The sequence below is a fragment of the Luteibacter sp. 621 genome (assembly GCF_050435445.1).
Taxonomy (GTDB): domain Bacteria; phylum Pseudomonadota; class Gammaproteobacteria; order Xanthomonadales; family Rhodanobacteraceae; genus Luteibacter.
The window spans coordinates 36,800-51,050 of sequence record NZ_JBNDKI010000002.1 but is presented as its reverse complement, the minus strand read 5'-3'; the positions used below and the strand labels follow the sequence as shown (position 1 = coordinate 51,050).

Annotated in this window: 3 protein-coding genes; all 3 read left to right on the top strand. The window is 65.5% G+C overall.

All coding sequences use genetic code 11. The features are described 5' to 3' along the window. The first annotated feature begins 2 nt into the window (after positions 1-2). The 3 genes from ABIE56_RS02465 to ABIE56_RS02455 all read left to right on the top strand — a co-directional run bounded on the left by ABIE56_RS02465 (position 3) and on the right by ABIE56_RS02455 (position 13,992). Entirely contained in the window at positions 3-629 is a 627-nt protein-coding gene (locus ABIE56_RS02465) for a hypothetical protein (RefSeq protein ID WP_429242257.1), read from the top strand. 86 nt (positions 630-715) lie between these two features. Next, a complete protein-coding gene (locus ABIE56_RS02460) occupies positions 716-1,126 on the top strand; it encodes a hypothetical protein (protein WP_429242256.1) in 411 nt (136 codons plus the stop codon). A gap of 20 nt (positions 1,127-1,146) precedes the next feature. Further along, positions 1,147-13,992, top strand: coding sequence for a filamentous haemagglutinin family protein (locus tag ABIE56_RS02455; protein WP_429242255.1), 12,846 nt, complete (start codon positions 1,147-1,149; stop codon positions 13,990-13,992). The last annotated feature ends 259 nt before the right edge of the window (positions 13,993-14,251 follow it).

Below are 14,251 nucleotides of genomic sequence, written 5' to 3'. Positions count from 1 at the left end.
ACATGAAACGTTCGCTTATGGCCATCGCTTTGCTTGCCATGACGCCTGCCGTGTTCGCGCAGCAGGCCAGCCTGGAAAGCCGCATCCGCGATCAGTTACGCGAGACGCGCACGCAATTGCAGGACCTGCAGGCACAACAAGCCAGTTGGGTGGCCGAGAAGGCCCAGCTGGAAAAAGAGCGCGATGCTGCGAAGGCCGATGCCGAAACGGCGCGTGCCGAGGCGAAGAAGGGTGGTGCGGTTGCTCCGGACAACAGCCGTGCGCTGGCGGCGGAGAAACAACGCCGCGAGGCAGCAGAGACGGCCGCCCAGAAGGGCAAGATGGATGCGGATACCGCGGCGGTGGCATTGCGCACGGCAGAGACCGAGCGGGCGCGGCTGGCCAAGGCGCTGGATGCCGCCAACGGGCAGGTGGATGCCTGCACGGCACGCAATATCCAGATGTACCGCGTAGGCCAGGAAGTGATCGCGGCCTACGAGAATCTTGATGTGGGTGATGTGCTGGCTTCGCGCCAACCCTTCGCCGCGAAATCGCGGGTGAAGCTGGAAACCGCGGCACAGTCCTTTGGCGACCGGTTGTACGACCAGCGTTTTGATCCACGCACCGGCCAGGCCAGTGCCAGCCCATGATCAAGGATAAGTCAGCCCCGCGGAGGGTCGCCATGGACGACAGAGGATCCCGCCATGGACAGGGAAGTCCCCCTACCGAGGCCCGCATGAGCAGCCTGCACGCCCTCGCCGAAATGCTGCGCCAGTTGTACACGGCGCGGCAGGCCAAGGCGGCCGACATCCTGCTTGAGCGCGTCCCGCGCTCGGCGCTGGAGCAGCTGCTGGGGGAATCCTCGGCGTTCCTCGGTGCACGCGTGCGCTATGCCGTGGAAGACAGCCTGCGCCACCGTAAACCCTCGGCCGAGGATAGCGAGCACGCCACGTTGCGCGCACTCGCGGCCGTGCTCAACGCCTGGCTGCACGATGGCCGCCGGCTAGCCATACGCGCCGTACTGCGCGAACTCAGCGTAGGGGAGCTCACCGAGCTCGCCCACCTGCCCGACATCCACGATGAAGTGGCGTCGATGACCAGCGATTTCACGGGCGGAATCGCTCCGTCAACCGACGCCCAGCCCTAACACGTTCCACGAGGCCTGCCATGATCGTTCGCCACCAGCCTGCCAACACCCCCCGCCGCCCGGCACCGACGCCGCGGCCGACCCTGCGCCGCCGGGCCATGTGCCAGTTCATCGCGGTGGCCCTGTTCGGCGGTGGCGCCGCTCACGCGGCCACGCCACCCGCCTTCAGCCAGGCCTGGTTCGCGGCAAAACAGCAGCAGGCGGCCACGGCACCCTCGCAGCCTTCCGGTGGCACGGGCAACACGGTGAGCTACACGCCTGGCAGCGCGTTGCTGCAGCAGCGCGTGCAGCAATCGATCACCAACCTCAACAACGCGGCCGCCGCGCTCGCCGCGCAGATGCAGCAGCAGAAGGATGCGCAAGCCGCCGCGGCGCAGCTCGTATCGACCGTGCCCAACGGCCTTGGCGATGGCGGCCTGAAGCCCGCCGCGGGCATCAGTGCGGATCCTTCGCTCTGGCAGAACGCGCAGGCACCCACCGATACGGTCGCGGCTGGCAAGCACACCGTGGAGGTGAAGCAGACGGCGAAGAAGGCCATCCTGACCTGGGATAGTTTCAATGTCGGCCGCGACACCACGCTGTACTTCAACCAGAGCGCGGGCAACCTCTCCGGGGGCGGCAACGATTGGATCGCGCTAAACCGCGTCAACGATCCGAGTGCCAGGCCGAGCCAGATCCTCGGGGCGATGAAGGCCGAAGGCACGGTTTACGTGCTGAACCGCAATGGCGTGATCTTCGGCCAGGGCGCGCAGGTGAATACGCGCTCGCTGCTCGCCAGCTCCATGGATCTGTTCTCCAGTGACCTGAAGACCAGCAATAGTACGTTTCTGAATTCGGGGATTGCCGATCCTGCCCGCCCCAGCCAGCCGGTCTTCACCGTGAGCGCATTGCCCGGTGGTAGCGGGGATGTGATCGTCCAGAAGGGCGCGTCCATCACGGGCGCCAGCGATGGTTTCGTGATCGTCGCGGCCCCGAAGGTCGCCAACGCGGGATCGATCATCGCCGATGATGGCCAGGTGCTGCTGATGTCCGACAGGAACATCATTTCTACCAGTATCGACGGCAGTCTTTCATTCGTCGGTGGCGTAAGTGCGCCGGGCCCCGAGGACCCCGCGCACGGTATTGAGAATACGGGCCTGATCCAGGCGCGTCGCGGTTCCATTTCGATGTTTGGTCCGCGTGTACAGCAGGATGGCGTTGTCGTTGCGTCGACAAGCATTTCGCGGCCGGGAAGTATCTCGTTGACTGGGCGCGTGGCTGTCCTGCCTGGCCCTGTGGAATTCGGCACGGGGTCGGTAACGGCGGTTCTGCCGGAAAAGGATGGGGCGACCACGACATCGACGGCGGAAGCGGACAAAACGTTCCAGACCGGAAACATCACGGTCTCCGGTTCAAAAGTGACGCTCGACCATGGCGCGCTGATCGAGGCGCCCGGGGCCCACGTGACGCTGCAGGCCATAAGCCCGGGCCTGAGCGCGCTACCTAACGACGGCCGCGTCTACATTGACAGCGGCGCGACCATCGATGTGTCGGGACTGGCGAACGTCGAGCTGCCGATGTCGGCGCTGCTCGTCAGCATCCCGCGCATTGGCCAGAACGAGCTGGCGGATTCGCCATTGCTGCGTAACAGTTTCCTCTACACACAGAAAAACGTGCTGCTGGACAGCACCGTTTCAGGCACGCGCGCGGATGGCCTGGACTGGATCGGCAGCCCTATCCTGAACGCGGCAGGCTATGTGCAGAACATGCCGCGCGACATCGAACAGATGCTCACCCGTGGCGGAGCCGTCACGCTGGATGGCGCGGAGGTGATCGCCCGGTCGGGGTCGCGTATCGCCCTGGACGGCGGTTACCTCGCCTACCAGTCGGGCTGGGTCACCACGCCGAACCTGCTGGGCGCCGATGGGCTCATCCATAACATTGCCTCGGCGGACCCGGATGTCGCCTATGTGGGCTTCGCGGGGCAGTTCACCAGTGATCATGCGCGCTGGGGTGTCAGCCAGACCTTCAACTCGCCTCTGCTCGGTGGCGCGAAACGGTACCAGGAAGGCTTCGTCAAGGGCGCGGATGCGGGCACCCTGACGGTGCATGCGTCCGACGCGGTGGCGCTCGATGGCAACATTTCCGCCCAGGCGACGCCCGGAACGCGCCAGACCAGCGACGGCACCCAGCCCGATGGCGGTACCCTCGTGCTCGATCCGGCCACCGCATCGGCTGCCAATGGTGGGGTGCGAGGTCTACGCATCCAGCAGGTGGCTAGCACGCTCGAATCGATGCTGCCGGGCTTCGACAGCGACACCCTGTGGAGCGACCTGGATGTTGCATCCGGCTTCGACGGCGCGTGGATGGTCGTGAGCGCGGACACCCTGGGCAAGGCGGGTTTCAGCAACCTGAGCCTGACCGCCGGTAACAGCGGCGGGACCAGAGGTAGCGCCATTGAGGAAACGGCCGGCACGCACCTGGTGGTGCAGCCGGGCGGCAGTGTCGCCATCACCGGCTCGCGGATCGATATTTACGGGAGTATCGAGGCGCCGGCTGGTTCGATAAAACTTTCAACATCGGCACCTACCCCCGCCCCCGGTCAGCCGGACTCGGCACCGAACCAGCCCGCGGACATTACCTTGCACGACGGCGCACGCCTTAGCGCTAACGGGCAGTGGGTGAACGACAGTGGGCTGAGCGCCGGGCAACTGCGCGGCGATCGCTGGATCAATGGCGGCGATGTCACCCTCACGACGTTCCAGGCGGGCAGCGCGCAGCGCAACAGCGGTGATGGTACGGGTTCGATCGTGCTGGATGCGGGAAGCACGATCGACGTTTCCAGTGGTGGCTACGTCGATACGCACGGCAACGTCGCGCTCGATCACGGCATGCCCAGTGGTCGCGGCGGTAACGTCGGCCTCGAAACATACGCCTTAGGCCCGCTTGACTCGTTTGCGCTATTCGTCCCATTGGGAATCGACAGCGGCACGATCCAGATGGGTGGCGACATCCGCAGCTTCGGTTTCGCGGGCGGTGGCGCGCTCACCTTGCGTGCGGCCCAGATCCAGGTCGGCGGCGATCCCTCCGACCTGGCCCTGGCGAATGGCCTTTGGCTATCGCCAGCATTCTTCTCGGGGCAGGGGTTCAGTCGTTATAACCTGATCTCCGCGACCGATCTGGCGATCGCCGATGGCGCGCAGGTGGTCGTGCAGCCCGCCAACCTGCTTGGCGATATCAACGCCCTCCGCGCACTACCGACGGGCTCTGACCTCTACACCAGCCCGGCCATCACAGGCACGGGCACGCTGGGTGCCTGGCAACGCTGGGCAACGCGTGGGACAGCAGCGGACCAGGCCCCCGGGCTCACCTTGCAGGCCGGCGATTACATCAACTGGCCGATCGATCCCCGTGATCCTTCGAAGGGTCCGCGGATCATCCCGGGCGTGTCAGGCACGCTCAGCGTGGGCAAGGGCGCCACGGTGCAGGTTGACGCCGGCGGGCTCATTGATCTCAATGCCTGGCACGACGTGAACGTGGACGGCACGCTATCGGCCCGCGGTGGCACCATCAACCTCGGCACCAGCGAGCCCACGGCAGACACCGGCCTGACATCGCGCGTGTGGCTGGGCAGCGATGGTGTGCTGGATGCCAGCGGCATCGCGCTGGTAAACAGTGCCGCAGCACCCGCGAACGGGCCGGCTGGGCGCGTGGTCCCGCGTACGGGCGACGTGCTGGCCGGCGGTTCAGTGGCGCTGAACGGTGCGGATGAAACGTTTATCGTCGCGGATATCGGTTCGCGCATCGATGTTTCCGGCGCAGCGGATACGTTCGATCTACCGAGCGCATCGCGCAGGCTCAATGGCGATACGCTCACTGTCGAGCCGACCGCAGTCTGGAGCGATGCCGGCAGCATCGTGTTTGGCGCGTCGGCCGGCCTGTATATGGCGGCGACGCTGGATGCCCACGGCGGCGCACCCGCCGCCGAAGGCGGGTCGTTGCAAGTGGTGGCCCTGGATCACAACGATGTGAGCGCCAAGGTTCGGGCGAAGGGCATCCTGGTACGCGAAACGTACGATGGCAGGCCCGCCTTCGCCGATGCCGCCGATGTGGCCGGTGGTGCCGATGGCACGCTGGTGTTCGCGGCGGATGTGCTGGATGGTTCGGGTATCAGCACGCTGCAGTTTGGTCCGGGCATCGGCGGAACGGTAGGCGTTGGTCAGGTGCTCCCGCTCGGCTTCGCGGGGAATGTGAACCTCACGCTGGGGCGGCAGCTCATCATTAACGCATCGGCGATCGAAGCGCTTTCGAACGATGCCCATACGGTGGGCATGCCGGCGGGGTACCTGCAGGGTACCGGTCATGTGACCATCAGCGCGCCCTATGTGCACATCACGGGTAGCTCGGCGGCGCCGGTAGCTGTGGCGGGCGATGGCATGCTCGATATCCACGCCGCCAATATCGACATGGGCGGTATGGTGAACCTGCAGGGCTGGCGCCAGGCGAGTTTCAACGCCAGCGACGATATCCGCTTCACCTTGCCTTCGTTTGTCGCAACGGATGGCTCCGCCGTGTTGCCAGGCATGCTGTTCTCCACCGGTGATCTTGTGTTTACGGCGGGGCAGGTCTACCCCAGTAGCGACTATCGCTTCGCGATCGATGCCAATGCATCGGGCCTTCCCGATGCCGCCGGCAACACGCGCGAAACCACCATCACCTTCCTCGCTTCCGGGCAGACGCCAGCCACCCCGCTCTCCGCCGGCGGCGCCTTGCTGGTCAGTGCCGACCACATCGAACAGCAGGGGACGATCCGTGTCCCATCCGGTTCGCTGGTTCTCGGTACGACGGATCCGGCCGCTGATGCCGTCGATTTCGGTTTCGCTGCCGGGGCGCTGCCCCTGGCCAACACTCGCAGCGTGCATCTTGCGCCGGGCAGTATCACCTCCGTGTCGCTCGATGGCCTGACCGTGCCCTATGGCAATACCGTGGATGGTGTGGACTGGCGTTACGCGTTGCAGACGGGGCGTCCGGCACCGATCGTCGCCGCGCCGCCGGCCAAACAGATCCAGGTGCAGGGCGATGCCGTGGCGCTCGATGCAGGCGCCACGATCGACCTGGATGGTGGCGGCCACCTGCAGGCATCCGAATTCGTAGCGGGCACCGGTGGCACTCGCGATCTGCTCGCGGCGGCGCCGAATGGTGCGACGGTGTACGCGATCGTGCCGGGCTACCATGGGGCGATTGCCGCCACTGACATGGCGATGGATGCCAATGGCATCGCCCAGCCAGGTATCGGCAAGCAGGTGTACCTGTCGGGCGTGCCCGGCCTTGCCGCCGGCTATTACACCCTGTTGCCCGCGCAGTACGCGACCTTGCCGGGCGCGATGCGCATCTACCAGGACACGACGGCACGCGATCCCGCGATTGGCCGCGCCGCGATGGCGGCCGACGGCGGTTATGCCGTGGGCGGTTATTACGGTGATGCGCTCACCGGCGCGCACGATGCGCGCACCAGCCTCTTCGTCGTTCAATCGGCGGCGACGTGGCAGCAATACTCGCAGTACAAGCTCACCGATGCCGATAGCTATTTCAACGCCGCCGCTGCCAAGGCAGGCCAGGTGGCGCCGCCGCTTGCGGCCGATGCCGGTCGCTTGCAGATCGGTGCCGGCCACGAGCTGGCGCTTGGCGCGACGCTGGATGCCACCCCGGCCAAGGGAGGGCGTACGTCGCAGGTTGATATCGCCGGGCAGGCCATCCAGGTGCTCGGAGCGGATGACACCGCGCGCGATGGTTACCTCGGGATCTCGGCGGATGGCCTGACCGCGTTGGGTGCGGGTAGCCTGCTGCTCGGTGGCACCCGGCGCAGTGATACCGATGGCGACCACGTGGATGTGACGGCGCAGAGCCTCTTGCTCTCCAACGATGCCGCGCACCCGCTGGCTGGCCAGGAGATCGTGCTCGTGGCGGGTGCCGGCGGCGATGGCATCACGCTTGAGGGCGGTAGCGTGCTGACCGCGCGCGGCGACGGTAACCCGGTGGCAAGCCAGCCGCTCGTGTTCGGGCGTGATGCCGGAACGGACGCCAGCGGGAACGCCATCGCCGCACAGGACGGAAGCGGTGCCTTGTTGCGTGTCTCGCAGAACGGCCCGGCGCCGGTCACGCGGTTGGGCCTGGGTGACAACGCTGGTGCGGGCGCGCTGGCGATCGATGCCGGTGCGACGGTCAGCGGTGGCAACGCGTTGACGCTTGATGCCACGGGGCGCGTGCGTGTTGACGACCTCGCGTTGCTTAGCGGTGACCATATCGATGCCACGGCGAACCGCATTGCCTTCGTGGGAACCGGCGCGAGCGCGCCCGATGATGGCCTTGCGGTGGGTGGTGCCACGCTCGCCCAGTGGCGCACGGCGGATTCGTTGATACTGCGCAGCCGAGGCACGATCGATTTCCTTGGCACGCAGGATATCGGCGTCGATAACAGCCTCGTGCTTAGCGCCGGTGCACTGAGCGGCGATGGCAGCGATATCCACCTGCATGCCGGTACGGTGACCTTTGCGAACCTGCTCGGCGCCGCCGCGGGCGATGCGCTGGCGGGTGGCGGGACCCTGCAGGTCGATGCCGGTGAGATCGATTTCGGCGCAGGCAGCACATCGCTGCGCGGTTTTGGCGTGTTCGATGCCACGGCAACCTCGGGCCTGGTCGCCACGTCGAAGGGCAGCATGGATTTTGGGGCGGCAGCGGTGGATCTTTCCGCGCCGGTATTCGTCGCCGATGGCGGCGCCGCGACGACCCTTGTAACCACCGGCGCGATGACCCTGCGTTCAGCGGCGGGCACGCCGTTGACGCGCGATGGCCTGGGTGGTGCGCTCACGTTGCGTGCGGCCAGCATCGACGCGGGCATGAACCTCACGGCGGCCGCGGGCGGCCTGACCCTGGATGCCACCCAGGGCGGGCTCCATGTGCAAGGGGGCGCCACGCTCGATGTGGCTGGCGTAACGCGGCAGTTCTTCGATACGTCCGCTTACGCACCCGGTGGCAGCCTGGCGTTGAGCGCGGCGGGCGATATTACCCTCGATGACGGCGCGGCGGTTCGCTACGGTGGCGCCGCCGAGGCGGGCGACGCGGGTTCGTTCAAAGCGCAGGCCGGTGGCAACCTGCGGCTTGGCGGCACCTACGATGGGCACGCATCCGCGGGTTACCGCGGCGGTTATCTCACGGTCGGCACCGGTGGCGCCCTTGACCTTGATTCGCTGGCCCACCTGGCGGCCGCAAGCGGATCCACCGGCCTGGTCGATATCTCAAGCGGGCAGGGCGATCTGGCGCTTTCCGCCGGCCAGACGCTCACCGCGCAGAAGGTGTACCTCTACGCCAACGGCGGCAGCGCCCGCATTGACGGCACGGTGGACGCCAGCGCACCCGCCGCCAGCCGGATCGAGGTGTGGGGCCGCCACGGCGTGGATATCAACGGTACGCTGGATGCCCATGTCACTACGCCCGAACAGCGTGGCGGCGATGTGGTGCTCGGCACGACCGGCACGAGCGATGGCAGCCTGGACCCGACATACGGCTACGAGCAGGTGCAGCGCGCCGATGCCGGCTACGTGCATGTCGGTACGAACGCGCAGATCAATGTCGCGGGCGGCGCCGATACGGCGTTTGCCGGCGGCGCGGTCAGTATCCGTGCGCCACTGCTCGCAGGCGGAGATGTCCCGGTGACGATCGATAACCCGGCATCGATCCATGGCGCGCGCGCGGTAACTATCGAGGCGTATGCCACCTGGAGCACGAAGGACAATTCGGCATCGCCGGCGCAGCACTTCGATGGCGTCATCGATCCGGCCGGCTGGTTCGCCAACGGTGGGGGATCCATGGTGGCTGGCCAGTGGTACGACGGCAAGGGCGCGGCCCTGGAGCCGCCGGCCGATGATGCGCAGCTGGCCACCTACCTCAGCCAGAACTACTTCGTGCCCGATGCGATCAACACCGACCACGCCGGGTTCTACGGTTACCTGGGCGGCGATCCTGCCAATGGTCCGGGCACGCTGATGGGGTTTGTACAGCAGCCGGGCTTCACCTTCGGCGACCGCTTTGCCGGCATCGCGAATATTCACCTGCGCCCCGGCATCGAACTGGTCAACCCGACCGACGGTGCGAACGGCGGCGATATCAAGGTACTGACCAACTGGAACCTGGGCGCCGGCGTGACCGATACGGATGGCAAGGCGCAGCTGGCCTATCGTTACAACGGCGAAGCGCCGATCCTCACCGTACGCGCCGGCGGGAACCTGGATATCAAGGCCAGCATCACCGATGGCTTCTACCAGTCGAACGACGGTGCGGTGCTCAACGACCCGCCCAGCGACGGCGGCGGTGCCGACGATCCGCTGTATGACGCGGCGCTGGCCGGCTACGAACACGTGCAGGCCTACCTGGACGCGAACAACGCGTGGAATGGCACGATCAAGCTGGCCGATGGCGACCCGGGCAGTTACATGACGCCGGGCGGTGGCACCCTGGATATTTCCAAGGATCCGTACTACCAGCCGTTGACCGCGCCGGCGAAGGGGCAGGTGGACGATTACTACACGAACTACCAGAAGTACATCAACGAATTCGGTGACGAGACCACCTCGCTGTTTGCCTGGAGCTTTATCCAGCAGAACAACGGTGCGGGCTTCCTGGTGTTCAACCCAAGCCAGTTGCCCGTACCGCAGCCGGGTAACTACGCCACGTACACCGACTACGCCAACAGCTACTACAACGATTACCTGACGCCCAACTTCGGCTTTGGCTTCCGCACCAACGAGACGCCAGCGCCCATCCTGCTGCCGATCGATAGCGATTACACGAAGTGGTCGCAGAATTACGATACGTACATCGCCAACCACCTGAGCTACTACTTCTGGGTGGCCACGTTCGTGGGTGATCCGTCGTCCGGAACGCAGCTGTTCTACGCGCCGTTCGCGCCCAAGCTCGATGCCAAGCCCACCGTGCCGGTCAACCCGGCGTATACGGCGGCCCTGGCCGCCTACCAGAAGTCACAGGCGTACCTGGATGCCAACGGTGGCTGGAACGGCAGCATCAAGCTCGCCGATGGCGACCCGGCCGATGCGATGACGCCGGGCGGCGGCATCGCCGACATCACCAAGGATCCGTACTACCAGCCGTTGATCGCACCCGCCACCAAGCAGACGGATGCGTATTACACGAACTACACCAAGTACATTAACGAGGTGGGCGACGACAGCACGGGGATGTGGGCCTGGACCTTTGTGCAGCAGAACAGTGGCGCGGGGTTCCTGGTGTACAACCCGAGCCAGCTGCCCGCACCGCAGCCCGGCGATTTCACCACGTATACCGATTACTCCAACAGCTACTACAACGATTACCTCACGCCCAACTTTGGCTTTGGCCTGGGCTCGAACGAGACCCCGGCACCGCTGCTGCTGCCGATCGACAAGGATTACACCGCCTGGTCGGCGAACTACGACACCTACATTGCCGGGCACCTCAACTACTATTTCTGGGTCTCGGCGTTCGTAGGCAACCCAGGCACGGGCACGCAGCTGTTCTACGCCCCGTTTGCACCGCGCCTGGATCCGGATCTCTCGCTCCCGCCGAGCGTGTCGCCTGGCAAGGCGGCGCCAAACAACTCGCCATCCAACATGCCCTCGCTCGGTAACGCCGCATCGTTGGCATCCGCCACCTTGCTAGGCGGCTCCAGCACGTCCTACCGGTGGGTGGCGGGCGCGGATACGGCACAAGCCGATCCGCTCTCCACCTTGGCGGGTTCCACGGCGCAGGTGTCGTTCGATGGCCACTTTGTGGTCAAGGATACGGTGACCGATCCGACGGTCGTGACGCCAGGCAGCTCATTCGCCGGCAAGACGCTCTATTTCCCTACGACCATCCGCACGGGGACCGGCGATATCGATATCGTCTCCGCGGGTGATATCCGCTGGCTGGACCAGGCCGCACCGGCCACCGTGTACACCGCGGGTGCACCGGCCGACGGTACGACGGCCGCCTCGTCGATCAGTGTGCTCAGGCCGTCCGAGGTGGCGCCGGGTGCTCTGGGCGCCCCCGATATGCTGGTGAGTGGTTTGGTGAACCCCGATCACGCGGGCGATATCCAATTGCATGCCGGTGGCAGTATCGAGGGCATCCAGAACGTCGTGGACCTGGATGGTACGCAGACCAGGGGGGCGCCCGGGAAATCGGTTGCACAGTACTGGTGGCAGTGGATGCAGATTGGCAATGCCGCCGATGGGTCGAGCTCATCGATCGATTTTGCGAACTTCCACCAAGGGGTCATGAGCGTGGGCGGCAATGTCGACGTAGACGCCGCGGGCGATGTCAGCGAACTGAATGTGTCGTTGCCGACCACCTGGTACAAGCAGGCCGACGGCAAGTCGATCACGACGGTGGGCGGTGGCGACCTGACCGTACACGCAGGGGGCGATATCCTCAGCGGCACCTATTTCGTGGCGAAGGGCACGGCGGATATACGCGCCGATGGCACCATCGGCGGGTCGCCATCCATGGCCGACATCAGCTCGGGCTATGTCTCGTCAACCGGCCCGGTCAGCATGCCGGTCGCCACCTTGTTCGGCCTGCAGGATGCGCAGGTGAACGTAAACGCCCGCCAGGGGGTGGATATCGGCGGCGTATACGATCCGTCCTACTTCACTTCGACGAACACGGCGGCAATGTTCCCGGCGCAGCATGCCGATAGCCAGGGTTATTCGACGGATTCGTCGTTCCAGGCCAGTGCATCGAGTGGTGATGTGGCGTTTGGCTCGCTGTTCTCTCAGGGTAGCCTGTTCTCCAGTAGCGCCATTTTCAACCCGGCGGATTCCGCGGGCCCTGTGCTGCCGGCGACGGTTGCCTTGACGGCCCTGGGGGGGAGCCTGGATATCCTCACGGGCGGCGAACTGTTCCCATCGGCGCAAGGCAACCTGACCTTGCTGGCGGCGGATGACATTCACCTGTCGCAGAGTGCCGCTGCCATATCGGGCAGGTCGTTGGGGTTGATCGACTCGTCACCGGACAATATGCCCTCGCCACTCAACCCTCTCCGGCAGAGCGCGTCGACCTGGTTGGGTACCGACCCTACGCCCAAGCGGAACGAGGTATTCCACCAGCCGGATGCCCTGCACGCGGATGACACGGACCCGGTGCGGATCTACGCACTGGGTGGCGATATCACCAATGGTGAGCCGAACCCCGCTGGCTTCTATTTCGATGTGCTGACCCTCTATCCCGCCAAGCAGGCCGATATCCGTGCCGGGCGCGATATCGTCAACCTGGCCCTGGTGGGCCAACAGACCCGCCGCAGCGACATCACCTATATCTCTGCGGGCCGCGACCTGTATGACACGCCATACGCTGCCAGCGCGGTCGGCCCTTACACCTGGTCGTGGCTGGTCGCCCCGTCGTTGGTCGTCGGTGGTCCGGGTAGCTTCGTGGTCGATGCGGGGCGCGACATCGGCCCGTTCGTCAGCCAGGCGGACCTGGTGCAGCAGCTCGCAGGTGGCGGCTCGGCCATGACCGGCATCCAGGCCGTTGGCAACCTGTACAACCCGTACCTTCCGCACGAGAGTGCCAACATCCTGGTGAACTTCGGCATTTCGCCGGGCGTGAACGTGGCCGGCTTCCTCGGCACGTATCTTGAGGGCACCGACGGCCTGCCCAGCCTGTTGCCCGACCTGGTGACCTTCATGCAGAAGCGCATCGCAGGCCGTGCGACGGCCACCGGCCACGCCAGCGATGATGTGCTTGCACCGCTTGGCACGGAGCAGGCGCGTGAGCTGTTCGCCCAGGAACCGGAAGTGGTGCAGCGCATGTTCGCCGAGACCGAGTTGTTCAAGCTGCTGGCGCAGGTGGGTGCGGACTACAACACGGCATCGAGCCCCTACGCAGGCAAATACGCCAGGGGATACGCGGCACTGGATAGCCTGTTCCCAAGCTCGCAGGGTTACACCTCCAACGGCACCGGCCAGGGCGGCTTGAACGGTGCCGCGGCCACCGTGGATACGGGCGATCTCGATATCCGTAGTTCTACCATCCAGACCCAGCAGGGCGGCGATGTCACATTGCTCGGCCCCGGTGGCCAGGCACTCATCGGCAGCACCGGCGCACCGGCGCAATTCACCGACCCCAGCGGCAAAGTGATCGTCAAGCCGAGCTCCATGGGCCTGCTTACGCTCGAAGCCGGCAACGTGAATGTGTTCACTGACCGCAGCCTGTTGCTGGCACAAAGCCGTGTGTTTACCGAGCAGGGCGGTGATATCACCATCTGGAGCTCCAACGGTGATATCAACGCCGGCCAGGGCGCGAAGACCACCACCGAAGTGCCGCCGCCTACGTTCCTGTGTGATGTGGATGCCTGGTGCCGTATCGATGCGCGCGGGCAGGTCTCCGGCGCAGGTATTGCGACGCTGCAGTCCGTCGAAGGCGCCCCGGCAGGCAATGCGTACCTGGTTGCACCTCGTGGCACCGTGGACGCGGGCGATGCAGGCATTCGCGTATCGGGTAACCTGGTGATTGCCGCGGCGCGCGTCGCCAACGCCGATAACATCCAGGTGAAGGGCGATGCCATCGGTATCCCGGTGACGGCGGCGGTGAACGTCGGCGCGCTGAACGCTGCCAGCGCCGCGGCCACCGCCGCATCGCAGGCGGCCGAAGACGTGGCGCGGAAGCAGCAGAACGATGCGCGGAGCAAGATGCCCTCCGAGATCTCGGTACGCGTCCTGCGCGATGGCGATAACACATCGGCCGTTACGCCGCGTACCCGCTATGACAACGCATCGCCCGTGCAGGTGCTCGGCCGGAACGATGCCAACACGCAACTCACTGATGCCGAGCGCAAGGCACTTCGCCGTATGTAACCAACGGCAACCGTAAACGCGGCCACGGCCGCGACATCACTTCGTTCGGCGTGACAGCCCATGTTGCGATTTGGCGAACGGATGTCGCGGCCTTCGTGTTTCTACACACGGCGGCCGCTTCATGACGGCCGATATGTCGGTTCCGCAACACGTGTGACGCGATCGTTTTACGCATTTGCCGAAGTCATGATGCGAACATATTCGCCGACACCGCACTGGCATGATCGGGTCATCACGCAGCGCGATGCTTGCAAGGCCC

Excerpts from the sequence above, each read along its gene's own strand:
- ABIE56_RS02465 (WP_429242257.1), top strand. The coding sequence starts at position 3 with ATGAAACGTTCGCTTATGGCCATCGCTTTGCTTGCCATGACGCCTGCC.
- ABIE56_RS02455 (WP_429242255.1), top strand. The coding sequence starts at position 1,147 with ATGATCGTTCGCCACCAGCCTGCCAACACCCCCCGCCGCCCGGCACCG.
- ABIE56_RS02460 (WP_429242256.1), top strand. The coding sequence starts at position 716 with ATGAGCAGCCTGCACGCCCTCGCCGAAATGCTGCGCCAGTTGTACACG.